16 protein-coding genes are annotated in these 16557 nt (G+C 63.3%); 13 read left to right on the forward strand and 3 right to left on the reverse strand.

The window, feature by feature from the left end; translation table 11 throughout:
* Nucleotides 1-52: 52 nt before the first annotated feature.
* Both A6V37_RS09845 and A6V37_RS09850 read left to right on the forward strand, forming a co-directional pair.
* Nucleotides 53-934 carry a glucosamine kinase nucleotide-binding domain-containing protein gene (locus A6V37_RS09845; RefSeq protein WP_064267060.1) on the forward strand — a complete coding sequence of 294 codons (882 nt, stop codon included), beginning with the start codon at nucleotides 53-55 and terminating at the stop codon, nucleotides 932-934.
* Nucleotides 935-1057: 123 nt separating this feature from the next.
* Nucleotides 1058-1879: a Cof-type HAD-IIB family hydrolase gene (locus A6V37_RS09850; RefSeq protein ID WP_064285944.1), complete on the forward strand. Its 822-nt coding sequence runs from the start codon at nucleotides 1058-1060 to the stop codon at nucleotides 1877-1879.
* Here A6V37_RS09850 and A6V37_RS09855 read toward each other — a convergent pair whose 3' ends face one another.
* On the reverse strand, nucleotides 1880-2563 hold the full coding sequence (locus A6V37_RS09855) for a histidine phosphatase family protein (RefSeq protein ID WP_064267062.1): 684 nt from the start codon (nucleotides 2561-2563) through the stop codon (nucleotides 1880-1882).
* A 186-nt stretch (nucleotides 2564-2749) separates the two neighbouring features.
* On the reverse strand, nucleotides 2750-3490 hold the full coding sequence (gene aqpZ, locus A6V37_RS09860; protein ID WP_064267063.1) for an aquaporin Z: 741 nt from the start codon (nucleotides 3488-3490) through the stop codon (nucleotides 2750-2752).
* A gap of 289 nt (nucleotides 3491-3779) precedes the next feature.
* On the opposite strand from aqpZ, the gene A6V37_RS09865 reads away from it, so the two are divergent.
* Nucleotides 3780-4082, forward strand: a complete 303-nt coding sequence (locus tag A6V37_RS09865) for an H-NS histone family protein (protein ID WP_064267064.1) — start codon at nucleotides 3780-3782, stop codon at nucleotides 4080-4082.
* 300 nt (nucleotides 4083-4382) lie between these two features.
* Here the strand turns inward: A6V37_RS09865 and A6V37_RS09870 are convergent, their stop codons facing one another.
* Nucleotides 4383-5447: a glycosyltransferase family 4 protein gene (locus A6V37_RS09870; protein ID WP_064267065.1), complete on the reverse strand. Its 1065-nt coding sequence runs from the start codon at nucleotides 5445-5447 to the stop codon at nucleotides 4383-4385.
* Nucleotides 5448-6160: 713 nt separating this feature from the next.
* On the opposite strand from A6V37_RS09870, the gene flhD reads away from it, so the two are divergent.
* The 10 genes from flhD (at nucleotide 6161) to cheD (ending at nucleotide 16556) form a co-directional block, all read left to right on the forward strand.
* Nucleotides 6161-6481: a flagellar transcriptional regulator FlhD gene (flhD, locus tag A6V37_RS09875; protein WP_064267200.1), complete on the forward strand. Its 321-nt coding sequence runs from the start codon at nucleotides 6161-6163 to the stop codon at nucleotides 6479-6481.
* Nucleotides 6482-6532: 51 nt separating this feature from the next.
* Nucleotides 6533-7093, forward strand: a complete 561-nt coding sequence (gene flhC / locus A6V37_RS09880; RefSeq protein ID WP_064267066.1) for a flagellar transcriptional regulator FlhC — start codon at nucleotides 6533-6535, stop codon at nucleotides 7091-7093.
* Nucleotides 7094-7317: 224 nt separating this feature from the next.
* Complete coding sequence (motA, locus tag A6V37_RS09885) at nucleotides 7318-8178, forward strand: flagellar motor stator protein MotA (protein ID WP_064267067.1); 861 nt, start codon at nucleotides 7318-7320, stop codon at nucleotides 8176-8178.
* Between the two features lie 21 nt (nucleotides 8179-8199).
* Nucleotides 8200-9207 (forward strand): flagellar motor protein MotB, encoded by a 1008-nt coding sequence (motB, locus tag A6V37_RS09890; protein ID WP_064267068.1) that lies wholly within the window; start codon nucleotides 8200-8202, stop codon nucleotides 9205-9207.
* Nucleotides 9208-9291: 84 nt separating this feature from the next.
* Nucleotides 9292-9669 carry a response regulator gene (locus tag A6V37_RS09895; protein WP_064267069.1) on the forward strand — a complete coding sequence of 126 codons (378 nt, stop codon included), beginning with the start codon at nucleotides 9292-9294 and terminating at the stop codon, nucleotides 9667-9669.
* Nucleotides 9670-9759: 90 nt separating this feature from the next.
* Nucleotides 9760-12102 carry a chemotaxis protein CheA gene (gene cheA, locus A6V37_RS09900; protein WP_064285945.1) on the forward strand — a complete coding sequence of 781 codons (2343 nt, stop codon included), beginning with the start codon at nucleotides 9760-9762 and terminating at the stop codon, nucleotides 12100-12102.
* A gap of 63 nt (nucleotides 12103-12165) precedes the next feature.
* The gene (locus A6V37_RS09905) at nucleotides 12166-12702 is read left to right on the forward strand and encodes a chemotaxis protein CheW (protein ID WP_064267071.1); all 537 of its coding nucleotides are present in this window, start codon (nucleotides 12166-12168) and stop codon (nucleotides 12700-12702) included.
* Between the two features lie 42 nt (nucleotides 12703-12744).
* Complete coding sequence (locus A6V37_RS09910) at nucleotides 12745-14628, forward strand: methyl-accepting chemotaxis protein (RefSeq protein ID WP_064267072.1); 1884 nt, start codon at nucleotides 12745-12747, stop codon at nucleotides 14626-14628.
* 204 nt (nucleotides 14629-14832) lie between these two features.
* Complete coding sequence (locus A6V37_RS09915; protein WP_064267202.1) at nucleotides 14833-15813, forward strand: CheR family methyltransferase; 981 nt, start codon at nucleotides 14833-14835, stop codon at nucleotides 15811-15813.
* Nucleotides 15810-16556, forward strand: coding sequence for a chemoreceptor glutamine deamidase CheD (gene cheD / locus A6V37_RS09920; RefSeq protein ID WP_064267073.1), 747 nt, complete (start codon nucleotides 15810-15812; stop codon nucleotides 16554-16556). The genes A6V37_RS09915 and cheD overlap by 4 nt, the downstream gene beginning before the upstream one ends.
* Nucleotide 16557: the final 1 nt, after the last annotated feature.

The raw sequence follows: 16557 nt of genomic DNA on the forward strand, positions 1-16557 counted from the left end.
CGGCCGACCTGCCACGCTACGCGTTATTCACCCACGGAATTCACTCGATTCGATGAACAAAGACCTCTTTCTGATCGGCATTGACGGCGGCGGCAGCGGCACGCGCGTCGTGCTCGGCGACGCGCAAGGGCGCGAACTGGCGCAGGCGGCAAGTGGCCCGTCGGGTTTGGGGCTCGGCGTCGAACGGGCGTGGCAAGCCATCACGGCCGGTTGCGCCGAAGCGTTGGCTCAAGCCGGCGCGGCGCTGGACTGGTCGCGCTGCGTGCTTGGCTGCGGATTGGCGGGCGTCAACAATCGCGACTGGCTAGCCGCGTTTCGCGCGCAGGCACCGGCGGTAGCCGGACTCGCGGTGGAGAGCGACGTGTATACCACGTTGCTGGGTGCGCACGGCGGCGCGCAGGGCGTAGTGGTCGCGCTTGGCACCGGTAGTCAGGCGGCGGTGCTTGACGGCAATGGTGAATGTCGCGTCGCCGGGGGCTTCGGCTACCCATCGGGCGACGAAGCGAGCGGCGCGTGGCTCGGGCTGCGCGCTATCGTGCACGCGCAACAGGCGCTCGACGCGCGCGTGCCCTACGACGATCTGGCGCAGGCGTTGCTCGCCCACACCGGCGCGCACGACCGCGACAGCCTCGTCGTCTGGCTCTGCGAAGCCAATCAGACGGCTTACGCGAGACTTGCGCCGATCGTCATCGCGCACAGTGGGCATCCATTCGCGGCGCGTTTGCTCGACGAGGCGGGCGTCGAAGTGGGCAAGATGATCGCCGCGCTCGATCCTTCGGCGAGCTTGCCGGTCGCGTTGTGCGGCGGGCTTGGCGCGCCGTTGCGCGAGCATGTCCCGCCGACCTATCAAGCTCGCTTGCGCGAACCGCTGGCCGACTCGGCGCATGGCGGATTGCAGTTGGCCCTGCGCGAAGCGGCCCGACTTGGCGGCTGAAGGTTGGCCCGCAACGTGGTGCGGGTGGGGTGAAGAATTGCCGAGCTCAGAGCTTACGTATTCCTGCCAATTCGGCCGGCAACGGTAAAATAGCCGCTTTGACGCTGCCCGGCTGCTCACACCATGTACAAAGTCATCGCCACGGACCTCGACGGCACGCTGCTCAACGCGGATCATCAGGTGGACCCGTTCACGGTCGCCACCGTGCGCACGCTGGAGAGTGACGGCCTGCAGTTCGTGATTGCCACTGGCCGTCATTATTGCGACGTCGCCGGTATCCGCGACCTGCTGGGCATCGAGCCGTATCTGATTACGTCGAACGGGGCGCGCATCCATGCACCGGACCACACCGTGATCCATGCCGACGACCTGCCGCCGGCCATCGTGCAACGGCTGGTGCAGCCGGAAATTTCCGGCGCGCATGGCCGGGTGATCGTCAATCTGTTTGCCGACCAGGCATGGTTGATCGACCGCGACGCGCCGGATCTGTTGAAGTTGCACCAGGATTCCGGCTTCACGTACGAGGTGACCGATCTGGCGAAACATGACGGCGCCGACATCGCGAAGGCGCTCTATATAGGCGATCCCGCCGATCTCGCCCAGGTTGCCGCGAACCTCGAGCGTGAGTTCGGCGACGCGCTGTATGTGACCTATTCGCTGCCGGACTGTCTGGAAGTGATGACGGCGAACGTATCGAAGGGGCGCGCCCTGCGAATCGTGCTCGAGCGTCTCGGCGCCGACGCTTCGCAATGCGTAGCCTTCGGCGACAACATGAACGACATCGATCTGCTGGAGACGGCCGGTCATCCGTTCATGATGAACAATGCCAATCCAGATCTCATCACGCGGTTGCCGAATGTGCCGCGTATCGGCAACAACTTCGAAGCAGGCGTCGCGCACCACCTGCGCAAACTTTTCTCGCTCAGCGACGAACTGGCATCCTGATTAGTTCGCCGTAGCCGCGGAAGCCGTGGAGGCGGCGCCCGGGAGCGTCGCACAAGGACAATCGGTTGCGCGGCCATCCAGACCTTGATGCTCATGCTTGAAGCTGGCGCGCGCGGTGCCGTTTTGCCAGTCGAGCCGAACGACATAAATACTGTCGAAGTCGTCGCTCTTCCAGTTCGGAACATCGGCGGCATTGCCGCCGTGCGCGCTGAGCATCTGGCGCAACATCTTCACGATCAGCTTGTGTTCCCACGCAATCACGATCAGCTTGTGGCGATTGGCCGGCTCGACGAGCGCGGAGCTGAGCTGGTCGATCTGCGCAAAGCCATACGGCGTTTGCACCGGCATCTGAAACTGGATGGCGGTCGGCTCGATCGTCGCGAGCGGCCGGATGTAGTAATAGGGTTTGCCGCTGTCGTCCTTTTGCTGGCCGGGATCGGGCGCGTAGATCGCATCCGGTTTGCCATACTTGGCGGCGATCACCGCCGGTAACGCGAGCGCGCGGTTGAGCCCCTGACAGCTGAGTTGGCCATAGCCTTGCGCGGGTTTCTCGCCGTGCCGCACGAACACGAGGGTTTCAGTCTGGCCGTCGGCCGCATGCGCGGCGGGCACCGTCAGCGCGCCCGCGCACAAGCCGCCGACGGTGAATGCAACGCCATGCAGGAATCCGCGGAAACGGTTCATCGGTAGCACCTGTGCGAGCCTGGAAAGTCGCACGATTCTAGCAGCGGGCCACAGGGGCGCCATGGGTCCGATATCAAGGTGCCCGCGCGAGATGCCAGCGCGGTTTGCAACAAAACAAACGGGCGCCGAAGCGCCCGCTTTGACCGCCTGGACAATCAGGCGCGCCAGACGCGCCGAACCAGCCGATTAGTCGAGAGCCAGTTTCTGCGAATTGCCGCTGCGGCTTTCGGCGATGAGCGGATACAGCACACCCGCGATCACGGCGCCGAGGATCGGCGCAACCCAGAACAGCCACAACTGATCCACCGCCGCGCCGCCGACGAACAGCGCCGGCCCGGTGGAGCGCGCCGGATTGACTGACGTGTTGGTGACCGGAATCGAAATCAGGTGGATCAGCGTCAGGCACAAGCCGATGGCGATCGGCGCAAAGCCGGCCGGCGCGCGCTTGTCGGTCGCGCCGAGAATGACGAACAGGAAGAAGCCGGTCATTACCACTTCGCAGATGAACGCGGCGGCGAGCGAGTAATGGCCCGGCGAGCGCTCGCCATAGCCATTGCTGGCGAAACCGCTTGCCACCAGATCAAAGCCGGGCTTGCCCGAAGCGATGAGCGACAGCACCAGCGCGCCCAGCACCGCGCCGATCACTTGCGCGACGATGTACGGCAGCAGGTCGCGCGCCGCAAAGCGGCCGGCGACGGTCAGGCCGACGCTGACCGCCGGGTTCAGGTGGCAGCCGGAAATGTGGCCGATGGCGTAGGCCATTGTCAGCACGGTCAGGCCGAAGGCGAGCGACACGCCCACAAACCCGATGCCGAGACCGTGGACCGGGCCTGCGAAATTGGCGGCGAGAACAGCGCTGCCGCAGCCCCCGAGCACGAGCCAGAAGGTGCCGAACAACTCGGCAGCAAGACGCTTTGACAACTGCATGATTGGTAATCCTGAAAAAATAGACGCTTCCGGTAGCACGCACGGCATAAGTTCGGATGCATGCCTTGAGCGTGCAATTCTAGGGAGTGACTGCCAATTCAGGTGTCAAGAATCGTCAATGTGGTGTTGGCTTTACCTATTATTGCGAGATAAAGGCACAGTTTTACAATTCATCGGCGTTAATTATTATCAGAAGAAATCTTCCTAAATTGGTATTGTTGTCCATTGCGAATTTTTATAATTGCAGTTAGTCTGCGAGCCAATGAGTTCTAAAAAGGGGAGAACCGAAATGTCACAATATGCAGACCTCAAGGCGCAGATCGCCAAATTGCAGGCACAAGCAGAAGAAGCGCGGCGAACTGAAATTGACAATGTGATCGCCGACATCCGCCAGAAGATCGCCGAATACGGTCTGTCAGCTCAGGACCTGGGCTTTGCAGTCGCCGCCAAGCGCGGCCGCCCGCCCAAGAAGGCGCCGCTGCCGGCGAAATATCAGGATCCGAAGTCGGGCAATACATGGAGCGGGCGCGGCAAACCGCCCAAATGGATTGTTGGCAAAAATCGAGAACGCTTTCTGATTGGCGCGGCTTGAGTCGATCGCCTGCCTGGCGAAAGGCAATTGAAGGTTGAGCGCCGCCTTGGCTTTATGCGCTGAGTGTAATCCGCTATGGAAGCGCATCCATGCTGGTATTAAAAAAGCCGCCTTTGAGAGGCGGCTTTTTTGGGCGAGAAGCGGGATAACCCGGTGTTAGCTCTCGCGCAAACGATTCACACGACAAATTTACCGGCTATTCACCTGAGAATTGAGAAAGCGGCGTATGCGGTGCAGTCGCGAACTCAAACGGTTGAGCGAGAAAATGCTTCAACCGCCCAAGCTCCCTTACTCCAATACTTAGCCCACCGCGACTCGGCGCAATACCGGGCGGCGCGTTGCTTCGACGAGTGCCGAATAGCCGTCCACGTAGTTCTGCGCCATCGTTTTCGAGCTGAAGCGGCGTTCGAACTGTGCGCGGATTTCGCTGCGCGACAATTCATCCAGGCGCTGCAGCGCGGCCACCGCGCCTTGCACATCCTCGACGATATAGCCTGTCACACCGTGATCGATCACTTCCGGCACCGAGCCGCGGTTGAACGCGATCACCGGCGTGCCGCATGCCATCGACTCGATCATCACGAGGCCAAACGGCTCCGACCAGTCGATCGGGAACAGCAACGCCTTGGCGCCGGAGAGGAATTCGGGCTTCTGCGCCTCGTTGATCTCGCCGACAAATTCCACGTGCGCCTGCGACAGCAGCGGCTCGATTTCACGCTTGAAGTAGTCCTGGTCGACCTTGTCCACCTTGGCGGCGATCTTCAGCGGCAGACCGCTTTGTGCAGCGATCTTGATAGCTGTATCGACGCGCTTTTCCGGACAGATGCGGCCAAGGAATGCCAGGTATTCCGGCTTCTTGTGCGTCTGCGGCGTGAGAAGCTGTTCCGGCAATCCGTGGTAAATCGTGTTGAGCCAGTTCGCCTGCGGCAACGGCTGGCGCTGCGAGTCGGAAATCGACACGACCGGTGCTTTGGAGAACGCGTCGAACACGGGTTGCAGTTCCGGCAAGTCGAGGCGCCCGTGCAGCGTCGTCACGAACGGGGTGTCCATCGTCGAGAAGAGTGGAAACGGCAGATAGTCGAGGTGGAAGTGCAGCACGTCGAACTCATGCGCGACCTTGCGCACTTTTTCCATCATCAGGACGTGCGGCGCCATCGCATCGCGCATCGTCGGATCGAGGCGCAGCGAACGAGGCCAGCAGGCCTCGAGGTTCGCCGAGGTGACCGAGTCGCCGCTCGCAAACAGCGTGACGTCGTGGCCGAGGTCGACCAGCGCTTCGGTCAGATACGACACGACGCGTTCGGTGCCACCGTAGAGTTTCGGCGGGACAGCTTCGTACAACGGCGCAATTTGTGCGATACGCATGCGTTTTCTCCTATGTGAGCGGCTTCGCACAACGGCGCTCGGTGAGAGCGAGGAGCGAATGCCTGTCGGACGGTTGGGCGCGGTAAGCCGCCGCCCGGAGGACTCCGAACCTGCATCGGGTTATCCCTTATCGTCATTATCGAGATCGAACGTCCTAATTCGAGTTATTTTTCAAACGCTTAATGTTGTTACAGCGGGAAACATCGCGTGTTACAGGCTGTTTGAAGGGCAGGCCCACCAAACGGGCAAGGCGATCGGCCTGTGATTCAAACACCGTGCGGTATGTAGCAAGGCGCGGGCCAGCCCGGTGGAGGCGGCCATACACGAGGCGTGTTGCGTAGAAGTGAAAACGTCTTATAATTCTTTCTCACCGCTGGTAAGGTGCGGGCCACGACTCAAACAAACTCACCGTTTGGTTCACTGCGGGCTCACAACCCCGCCGGCAGCGTGTTCAGCGCGCGGAAAGTTCGGTCTGCGCGCCTTCCCCAAGTTTCAATCAACCCGCTCCAACCCGCTCGTGTAGGAAAAATACCTACACGATTGACGGATTAATCCGTCAGCAAAGCTGGGTGTCTGTCCGATTTTCGTCCGCTCCCCCTTTCGACACAATGCTGGCAAGACCAGAAACGAGCCGATTCGTGCGGTGTCAGTGCGCGCGTTCGAGCAAACGTTTTGCAAACGGCCTGACCAGCCAGATACACCCCGGGGGAATCATGAGCGCGACAAGCGAGATGCTCAATGAGATAAGAGAAGTTAACCTGTCTTATCTCCTGCTAGCCCAGCGGCTGCTGCGCGAAGACAAGCCGATGGGCATGTTTCGCATGGGGATTTCGGACCAGTTGGCCGACGTGCTCGCCAATCTGTCGTTGGCGCAGACCGTCAAGCTGGCGGCGTCCAACCAGGTGCTGTGCCGCTTCCGTTTTGACGACCATGCCGTGCTGTCCGCCCTCGCGGACAAAGGCAAATCGAGCGCCGTGGCTCAGGCGCACTCCGCGATCCTGATGGCAAGCCAGCCAGTCGAGCACGTCGGCTGATGGTGCGCCGTATCGACAAACGGGCGATCGGGACAGGGGAAACGCAAACGGATGGCCAGTAAGAGTGTTGTGCTCGAAGTCAGGGAAATCACCCTGGCCATAGAACTGATCGAACTTGGCGCGCGTTTGCAATTGCTGGAAGCGGAAACCAGTCTGTCGCGCGACCGGCTCATCAAGCTATACAAGGAACTGAAAGGGGTGTCGCCCCCCAAGGGCATGCTGCCGTTTTCGACCGACTGGTTCATGACCTGGCAGCCGAATTTTCACTCCTCGCTGTTCTATAACATCTACCGTTTCATGGCCGGCCACGGCCGCTGCCTGACGATCCAGTCGATCGTGAAGAGCTACCGGCTCTATCTGGAACATGTCCAGTTGCACGAGGACGAGCCCGTGCTCAGTCTGACGCGTGCGTGGACGCTAGTGCGTTTCTTCGACTCCGGAATGCTGCAAATGACCGCCTGCCGCCGCTGCGGAGGTCATTTTGTCGCGCATGCGCACGATCCGCAGCATGCGTTCGTGTGCGGGCTGTGCCAGCCGCCTTCGCGCGCCGGTAAGACAAAGAAAGTCGCCGACGCCCGCGCCCGCGAGAGCCTCGCCGCCCTCGAAGCCTGATCCGGCCGGCCGCAGCCGGCGCGCGGCGGGCTCCTCGCGAGTCTGTGTTGCCCGTCCGGCGGGCCTCCGGCGCGCCCGCCCGGTCGCCGGCCCATACCGGATTCGCCACTCCCGTATCTGGTTTACACCGCCGCTGCGCGCCGCATTTCCGCCAAAGTTTTCCTTTTCGTTGCCGTAAACCAGATTAACGACGGTCACCGTCGCTTCTTTGTGAGGGCTCGGCAGTGTTGATTTTCGTGGGAACACTCGTGACGATTTTGTCCGTTTTCGGCGGTTATGCGCTGGAAGGCGGCCATCTTGGCGCGCTGTTGCAGCCGGTTGAAGTGCTGATGATCGCCGGCGCGGGCGTCGGCGCGTTCATCCTCGGCAACGGAATGAAGACGATCAAGGCAACGCTGCGCGTCATTCCAACCCTCTTCAAAGGGGCCAAATACAACAAGGACGTCTATATGGAGCTGATGGCGCTCCTCTACGTCCTGCTGGCCAAGGCGCGCAAGGAAGGCACGCTGACGCTGGAAGCCGACATCGACGATCCGTCGAAAAGTCCGATCTTCACCCAGTACCCGAAGATTCTCGCCGACCATCACATCATCGAATTCCTGACCGACTACCTGCGGCTCATGGTGGGCGGCAACATGAATGCGTTCGAGATCGAAAGCCTGATGGACGAGGAAATCGAAACGCATCACCAGGAAGGCGAGGGGCCTGCCCATGCCCTGAACAAGGTGGGCGACGCGATGCCGGCGTTCGGTATCGTCGCCGCGGTGATGGGCGTGGTGCACACCATGGCCTCCGCCGACAAGCCGCCCGCGGTGCTCGGCGAGATGATCGCCCAGGCGCTGGTCGGCACCTTCCTCGGCATTCTGCTTTCGTACGGGCTGATCGGACCGCTCGCGAGCGTCGCCGAACAGCGCGTGACCGAATCGACCAAGATGTTCCAGTGCATCAAGGTGACGATTCTGGCGAGCCTGAACGGTTACGCGCCGGCGATTGCCGTCGAGTTCGGCCGCAAGGTGCTCTTCTCGACCGAACGCCCGTCGTTCGCCGAGCTGGAAGAGCACGTGCGCCGCGTCAAGGCCAAGTAAAGGGCGCCGGGAACCGAACCGATGAGTAAGGACAAAGATCGCGCCATTGTCGTCAAGCGCTCCGCGCCCAAGAAGTCCGGGCATCACGGCGGCGCGTGGAAGCTTGCTTACGCGGACTTCATGACCGCGATGATGGCGTTCTTCCTGCTGATGTGGCTGCTGAGCTCGGCCTCCACCGTGCAGCTGAAGGGCATTGCCGACTACTTCAACCAGCCGTTGAAGATCACGCTGTGGGGCGGCGACCGCAGCGCCGAGGACTCGAGCATTCTGAAGGGCGGCGGCCGCGACATCTCGACCGACGCGCAGGGCATCACGCGCTCCACCGACGGCTCGAACAGCCGTGCCGAACGCACCGCCTCGCGCAACAACGAAGACGCGGTGAAGCAGTTGCAAGGCGAGCTGGAGCGGCGCGAGCAGGTCCGCCTGCACGATCTGCAGGTCAAGCTGATGGCGGCCATCGAAGCGAATCCGGTGCTGCGCCAGTTCAAGCAGCAGATCCGCATCGATTCGACGCTGACCGGCTTGCGCATTGAAATCGTCGACTCGCAGAAGCGGCCCATGTTCGCGACCGCGAAAGACCAGGTCGAACCGTACATGCGCGACATCCTGCGCGAAATCGGTCATACGCTGAACGACGTGCCGAACCGCATCATCGTGCAGGGCCACACCGACGCCGTGCAGTACGCGGGCGGGGAGAAGGGCTACAGCAACTGGGAGCTGTCCGCGGACCGCGCCAATGCGTCGCGCCGCGAGCTGATCAGCGGCGGCATGGACGAATCGAAGGTGATGCGTGTGCTCGGCCTCGCCTCGACGCAGAACCTGAACAAGGCGGATCCGCTGGATCCGGAGAACCGCCGTATCAGCATCATCGTGCTGAACAAGAAGTCGGAGGACGCGCTGAATCACGACGACTCCACCACGACGACCTTGTCGGACGACGCGGCCGGCTCCAAGCCATTGCTGCAAAAGATTGCGCAACCGGTGACGGTTGCACCGAAGTTGCCGGCGGCAGTGCCGGCGGCCCAGTAACAAACAGCGATCGCCGTGCTGGTTCACGCGCCCCGCCGGCGCGGACCGCGCGGCGATCCATCGCGTAAGTGCAGTGAGGTTTTCATGATCAGGCACATCCTGGCAATCGACGATTCGGCATCGATGCGGCAGATTCTCGCCGCGACGCTGACGACGGCCGGCTATGAGGTGACGCTCGCGGCGGACGGCAACGAAGGGCTCGAAAACGCGCTCGCCATGTCGTTCGACCTCGTGCTCACCGACCAGCACATGCCAGGCAAGACGGGCCTCGATCTGATCGCCGCGCTGCGCGGCAACCCGGCCTACCAGAGCACGCCCATCCTCGTCCTCACGACGGAATCGGGCGAGCCGTTCAAGGAAGCGGCACGGGCCGCGGGCGCGACCGGCTGGATCGAAAAGCCGCTCGACCCCGACATGCTGACCGAACTGGTGGCGGCATTGGCCGAACCCGATGACGCGTAAGCACCACCCATAGACCACAAGTTATAGAAGCTCTCGACGCGGCGGCAAGGCAGCCCAAGCCTAGACAGGAACTCTCGCGGTGACCCAGGCATGACACTCGACATCACTCAGTTCTATCAGACGTTCTTCGACGAAGCGGACGAACTGCTCGCGCAGATGGAGCAGTTGCTGCTCAATCTCGACATCGCACACCCGGACCCCGAAGATCTCGCGGCGATTTTCCGCGCGGCGCATTCCATCAAGGGCGGTGCGGCGACCTTCGGCTTTACCGCGCTGACGGAAACGACACACATTCTCGAATCGCTGCTGGACCGCGCGCGCAATAACGAACTCGTGCTGCGCAAGGACATGATCGACACGTTCCTCGAAACCAAGGACGTGTTGTCCGGCCAGCTCGCCGACTACCGCGCGAGCGCGGAGCCGGATGCGGCGGTCGCTCGCGCGATCTGCGCGAAGCTCGAACGGCTGCACGCCGAGAGCAGCGAGGGCGGCGCGCCGGCCGCGAGCGCGGCAGCGGTTGAAACACAGGCAACGCAGGCAGTACATGCTGCACAGGGAGGCACCCCGCCGGAGCACGTCGTCGAACAGGCGGTGCAGGCGGCGGGCGAATGGATTGACGGCGAGCCGGCACAGACCGGGCAAGCCGCGGGGGCGGACGGCGGTCAGGACGACGGCGCCGGTCCCCATCTGAAAATTACGCTACGGGGCGTTGGTGAGAAGGACCAGGAACTGCTGGCCGAAGAGCTCGGCAACCTGGGCAACATCGTCGGGCAGGTCAAGAGCGGCGGCGATCTGACGCTGTGGCTCGCGACCGATGTAACCGCCGACGACATCATCGCCGTGTGCTGTTTCGTGATCGACGAAAGTCAGATCTCGGTCGGCCGCGGCACCGCACCGGCGGTCGAGACGCAGCAAGGCGAACCTGGAACGCCTGCCGCTGCCGCCTCGTCCCCGGCGCAAGCAGTACCGGCCAGTCAGGCGGGACAGGGGGCACTGGCAGCATCGTCGGCACGGGCGGCCGACACCGCTGCACCCGCTTCCACGGCCACGCACGGCCTGTTCGACGCACCGGCTGCGGCTCAACAACCTGCTGCAACTCAGCCCGCGGCTCCGGCCGCGGCGGCGAGCAGCGCGCCGGCGGCCAGTCAGGCGAGCGCATCCAGTACGTCCAGCGCAGCCGCACCGGCCACACAGACAGATTCGGACCGCCAGGCCGCGCGTCCGGCAGCGGCAGCCGGCGGCGCGGAAGGCAGCTCGATTCGCGTCGGCGTCGAAAAGGTCGATCAACTGATCAATCTGGTCGGCGAACTGGTCATCACGCAAGCCATGCTCGCGGAGACCACCAGCACGTTCGATCCGGCGCTGCACGACCGGCTCTTCAACGGCATGGCGCAGCTCGAGCGCAACGCGCGCGACCTGCAGGAAGCGGTGATGTCGATTCGCATGATGCCGATGGATTACGTGTTCAGCCGCTTCCCGCGTCTGGTGCGCGATCTGGCGGCGAAACTCGGCAAGGAAGTGGAGCTCGTCACCTTCGGTCAGGCGACCGAACTCGACAAGAGCCTGATCGAGCGGATCATCGATCCGTTGACGCACCTCGTGCGCAACAGTCTCGACCACGGTATCGAAACCGTGGAAGCGCGGCGCGCGGCGGGCAAGGATTCGACCGGCCAGCTGGTGCTGTCCGCGGCACACCACGGCGGCAACATCGTCATCGAAGTGAGCGACGACGGCGCCGGCCTGCGCCGCGACAAGATTCTCGCGAAGGCGGCCAAGCAGGGCATGCAGGTCAGCGACACGATGTCCGACGAAGAAGTCTGGAACCTGATCTTCCTGCCGGGCTTCTCGACGGCCGAGCAGGTCACGGACGTGTCGGGCCGTGGTGTCGGCATGGACGTGGTGAAGCGCAACATCCAGTCGATGGGTGGTCACGTGGAAATCACCTCGCACGCCGGCAAGGGCAGCACCACGCGCATCGTCCTGCCGCTCACGCTGGCGATTCTGGACGGCATGTCGGTCAAGGTCGGCAACGAGATCTTCATTCTGCCGCTGAACTTCGTGATGGAGTCGCTGCAGCCGCAAGCCGACGACATCTACACGGTCGCCAACGGCGAGCGTGTGGTGCGGGTGCGCGGCGAGTATCTGCCGCTCGTGGCGTTGCACGAAGTGTTCAACGTCGACGAAGCGAAGCAGGAGCCGACGCAGGGCATCGTCACCATCATGCAGACCGAGGGGCGCCGCTTCGCCATGCTGATCGACGAACTGGTCGGCCAGCAGCAGGTGGTGGTGAAGAATCTGGAAACGAACTACCGCAAGGTTCACGGCATTTCCGCGGCGACCATTCTCGGCGACGGCAGCGTCGCGCTGATCGTGGACGTGGCGGCGCTGAACCGCGAAACGCGCCACGCGCATGGCGCAATGAGCCTCGCATGAAGTCAGTCAAATCCGGCGGCACTCTTACTCAACTTATTTCATCCCAACCATTTGGGGGCTAACGTGGCAGAAGTCCAATCCATCAATTCGAGCGTCGCCAACGCGAACGGTACGAATGGCCGCCGCGCCTCGCAGCAGGCTGACGCCGGCGGTCAGGAGTTCCTGGTCTTCACGCTCGGCGCGGAAGAGTACGGCATCGACATTCTGAAGGTGCAGGAAATCCGCGGCTACGACAACGTGACGCGTATCGCCAATGCGCCCGAGTTCATCAAGGGCGTGATCAACCTGCGCGGCATCATCGTGCCGATCGTGGACATGCGCATCAAGTTTCATCTGGGCCGTGTCGAGTACGACCATCAGACCGTCGTGATCATCCTGAACGTCGCGCACCGCGTGGTCGGGATGGTGGTGGACGGCGTCTCGGACGTGCTGACGCTCGCCACCGATCAGATCATGCCGGCACCCGAATTCGGCGCCACGCTGACGACCGAGTACCTCACGGGTCTGGGCACGGTCGACGGCCGCATGCTGATCCTCATGGACATCGAGAAGCTGATGACCAGCCGCGAAATGGCGTTGATCGAAACGCTCGGCGTCTAACGGCCGCCGCCTTCACGAACGATTGGGACAGGGAGCATCGAGATGCTGAGTAGGTGGTCGATTCGCACATCGCTGACGATGGTGGGAGTCATTCTGGCAGCGCTGACCGTAGTCGTCGGCGTACTTGGGCTAACCGCGCTGAATGGCGCGAGCCAGTCGCTCGACCGCATTGCGCGCGGCGATCTGGTCGCCATTCATGCACTCGACGATGCCTCGTCGTACCTGCTGCGCTCGCGCGTGTCGCTGGACCGCTTCAACGCGTTGAGCGCGTCGGGCGACACGGAGCAGGCGAAGAAGGTCCTCGACCGTGCGCAGGAGCTGTACGGCAAGGGCAATCAGAACTGGCAGGCTTACCTCGATGCACCCAAGAACGGCGTGGATCAGGCGCAGCTCGACGAACTGGCGGCGCGCCGCACGGCGCTGATGCGTGACGGCATGGAGCCGGAGTTCGCCGCGCTGCGCGCGAACGATCTGGCCGGCTATCACGCGATCGCGGACACCAAGATCAGCCCGTGGTTCGTGTCCTACGACAATGCCGCGTCGGTCGTCATCAAGGGTTTGCAGCAACACGCCATGGATCAGCAGGCGAGCGCGCAATCGAACATCTCGCTGATGACCATGCTGATCATCGGCTTCACCGTGTTCGCGCTGCTGCTGGTGGTGGGCATTCGCTTCGCGCTGCGCGGCCTGATCGTCCAGCCGCTCAACGACGCGACCGCGTGTTTCGAACGGATCGCTTCGGGCGACCTGTCAGAGACGATTGAAGTGTTCAGTCGCAACGAAATCGGGCGTCTCTTTGCCGGCATCAAGCGCATGCAGGAAAGCATGGCGACGATGGTGAAGGCCGTTCACAGCAGCACCGAATCGATCGACACCGGCGCGCGCGAAATCGCCATGGGCAACACCGATCTGTCGCAGCGCACCGAACAGCAGGCCGCCTCGCTGCAGGAAACCGCATCGAGCATGGAGCAGTTGACCGGCACCGTGCGGCAGAACGCCGAGAACGCGCGTCAGGCGAGCCAGCTGGCCGTCAACGCCTCCGATATCGCCACGCGCGGCGGCGACGTGGTGAGCCAGGTCGTCACGACCATGCAGGACATCGCGACCAGCTCGAACAAGGTCGTCGACATCATCGGCGTGATCGAAGGGATTGCTTTCCAGACCAATATTCTGGCGCTGAACGCGGCGGTCGAAGCCGCCCGGGCCGGCGAACAGGGCCGCGGTTTCGCGGTGGTGGCAGGCGAAGTGCGCAGCCTCGCGCAGCGCAGCGCGAGCGCCGCGAAGGAAATCAAGGAGCTGATCGGCGACTCGGTCGACAAGGTGCAAAGCGGCTCGGCGCTGGTCGGCCGCGCGGGCACGACGATGGACGAGATCGTGCAGGCCGTGCGCCGCGTAACCGACATCATGGGCGAAATCAGCGCGGCGTCCGAAGAGCAGTCCGGCGGCATCGAGCAGGTCAATCGCGCGGTCGTGCAGATGGACGAAGTCACGCAGCAGAACGCCGCGCTGGTGGAACAGGCAGCGGCCGCGGCGGCGTCGCTCGAAGACCAGACGAAGCAGTTGCAGGCCGTGGTGAGCGGCTGGAAAGTGGCCGGCGGTCCGGCGCGCAGCAGCGCGGCGGTCGCGCGTGCGCGTACGGCAACGACCCGCGTGAGCAGTGGTACGAGCAAGCCGGCTGCTAAAGCAACGACGGCAACGGCGGCGGCGGCGGCAACGCACGGCAACGGCGCAGCGCATCCGGCGGCGAGTGCGACGGCCACCCATGCAGCAGTCACGAAGACCGCGCCGGCTTCGGCCACCCACGATGCACGCGTCGAACCGGCTCTCAAGCCGAAGACCGTGCGCGCGACGGCCGAATCCGCAGCACGTCCGGCCGCAGCAGGCGCGGCTACGGCGGGCTCCGACGCGGACTGGGAAACATTCTAGGAAGCAGCACAAAGACATGCGGTCATTCGACATCTCGCTCCATGAGGGGCGAATCATCGAAGCACGTTCAAGCAGCGTGCCACGGGCCGATTGCGTGTTGGCAGAACTCGCGGGCGGGCGCGACCCCGCGAACACACTCGCTTTCCCTCAGGCAGGAACGCCCGGTGGAAAGCGGGATGGCTCGTATCGCAGGCAGGAACTTTCATAATGGCAACGCGCGCACCACAACGCTCCGCACGGACATCCCCTGAACGGGCACTTCCCGATCAGGGGGAGCTGGTCAGAGTCGGCGAACAGGCACGGGATTTCGAGTTCACGTCGGCGGACTTCGCTCGCATTCGCGAGCTGATTCATCGCAGCGCGGGCATCTCGCTGTCGGATCACAAGCGCGATATGGCCTACAGCCGCCTCGCGCGGCGTCTGCGCGCGCGCGGCCTCGACACGTTCAAACAGTATCTGGATCTGCTCGAAGCGGAAAACGATCCGGCCGAGTGGGAAGCGTTCACCAATGCGCTGACCACCAACCTGACGGCGTTTTTCCGCGAAGCGCATCACTTTCCGATCCTCGCCGACTTCGTGCCGCGCCGTGCGCAGCCGGTGTCGGTATGGTGCTCGGCGGCCTCGACCGGTGAAGAGCCGTATTCGATCGCGATGACGCTGATCGAGGCGCTCGGCGAGAGCGGCGCGCGCCAGGCCTCGGTGCTCGCCACCGATATCGACACCCAGGTGCTGGCCAAGGCCGAAGCGGGCATGTACCAGTTCGACCAGGTGAAGCACCTCTCGCCCGAACGGCTCAAGCGCTTCTTCCTGAAAGGCACTGGCGCGCATGCAGGGATGGTCAAGGTGCGCCCGGAAGTGCGCGCCATGGTGCGCTTCGAGCAGTTGAACCTCACCGACCGCGACTACCAGTTGCGCTCGCAGTTCGACGCGATTTTCTGCCGCAACGTAATGATCTATTTCGACAAGCCGACGCAGGCGCAAGTCCTCGCGCGCTTCGAGCCGCTGATGAAATCGGGCGGCCTGCTGTTTGCCGGCCACTCGGAAAACTTCACGTATGTGACGCAGGCGTTCAAGCTGCGCGGCCAGACCGTCTATGAACTGACGCGCGACGCGACCGGCGTTCGTACGCCGTCGCGCGCGCCGGCATCGGCGGCGCACCACACGACCGGTGGGGTGACCGTATGAGCAGCACCCTGCCGATCGCCACCAATCTATATTTCGACAACCACTTTCAACGCCCCGGCGTGAAGCTGTTGCCGAACGAGTTTTACACCACGAGCGAAGACATGGTGCTCGTCACCGTGCTCGGCTCCTGTGTCGCGGCCTGCATCCAGGATCGCACGGCGGGTATCGGCGGCATGAATCACTTCATGCTGCCCGACGATGGCGCCGACGTCGGCCAGGCCGCATCGGATTCGATGCGCTACGGCGCCTATGCGATGGAAGTGCTGATCAACGAACTGATCAAGGCCGGCGGCCGGCGCGAGCGCTTCGAAGCCAAGGTGTTCGGCGGCGGCGCGGTGCTCGCCGGCATGACGACGATGAACATCGGCGACCGCAATTCCGAGTTCGTGCGCCGCTATCTGGCGCTCGAAAAGATCCGCATCGTCGCCGAAGACTTGCAGGGCTCGCACCCGCGCAAGGTGGCCTTCATGCCGCGCACCGGCCAGGTGATGGTGAAAAAACTGCGCCTGCAGCAGGAAGCCGGCGTGGCCGAGCGCGAGCAGGCGCTTGTGCGCAGGAGCGCCGAGGAACGTGCGGAGCGGCTGGCGCAGGCGCGCAAGCGGGTCGAACTGTTTTCGACACCTGCCGCGCGGCCCAAGGTCGAGCTGTTTTCGGCCCCCGCCGCCCGCCCGAAGGTCGAGCTGTTCGGCTCGGCCCCGCGCCCGATTAACTCAAACAACGCCAGAACTACAGAGGAGGCGTGAG

The organism is Paraburkholderia ginsengiterrae (genome assembly GCF_001645125.1).
GTDB lineage: Bacteria > Pseudomonadota > Gammaproteobacteria > Burkholderiales > Burkholderiaceae > Paraburkholderia > Paraburkholderia ginsengiterrae.

What these genes read in the sequence shown, in the direction of transcription:
- A6V37_RS09850 (WP_064285944.1), top strand. Translation starts at nt 1,058, where the DNA reads ATGTACAAAGTCATCGCCACGGACCTCGACGGCACGCTGCTCAACGCG.
- A6V37_RS09845 (WP_064267060.1), top strand. Translation starts at nt 53, where the DNA reads ATGAACAAAGACCTCTTTCTGATCGGCATTGACGGCGGCGGCAGCGGC.
- A6V37_RS09870 (WP_064267065.1), bottom strand. Translation starts at nt 5,447, where the DNA reads ATGCGTATCGCACAAATTGCGCCGTTGTACGAAGCTGTCCCGCCGAAA.
- cheD (WP_064267073.1), top strand. Translation starts at nt 15,810, where the DNA reads ATGAGCAGCACCCTGCCGATCGCCACCAATCTATATTTCGACAACCAC.
- motB (WP_064267068.1), top strand. Translation starts at nt 8,200, where the DNA reads ATGAGTAAGGACAAAGATCGCGCCATTGTCGTCAAGCGCTCCGCGCCC.
- A6V37_RS09895 (WP_064267069.1), top strand. Translation starts at nt 9,292, where the DNA reads ATGATCAGGCACATCCTGGCAATCGACGATTCGGCATCGATGCGGCAG.
- A6V37_RS09855 (WP_064267062.1), bottom strand. Translation starts at nt 2,563, where the DNA reads ATGAACCGTTTCCGCGGATTCCTGCATGGCGTTGCATTCACCGTCGGC.
- flhD (WP_064267200.1), top strand. Translation starts at nt 6,161, where the DNA reads ATGAGCGCGACAAGCGAGATGCTCAATGAGATAAGAGAAGTTAACCTG.
- cheA (WP_064285945.1), top strand. Translation starts at nt 9,760, where the DNA reads ATGACACTCGACATCACTCAGTTCTATCAGACGTTCTTCGACGAAGCG.
- flhC (WP_064267066.1), top strand. Translation starts at nt 6,533, where the DNA reads ATGGCCAGTAAGAGTGTTGTGCTCGAAGTCAGGGAAATCACCCTGGCC.
- A6V37_RS09910 (WP_064267072.1), top strand. Translation starts at nt 12,745, where the DNA reads ATGCTGAGTAGGTGGTCGATTCGCACATCGCTGACGATGGTGGGAGTC.
- aqpZ (WP_064267063.1), bottom strand. Translation starts at nt 3,490, where the DNA reads ATGCAGTTGTCAAAGCGTCTTGCTGCCGAGTTGTTCGGCACCTTCTGG.
- A6V37_RS09865 (WP_064267064.1), top strand. Translation starts at nt 3,780, where the DNA reads ATGTCACAATATGCAGACCTCAAGGCGCAGATCGCCAAATTGCAGGCA.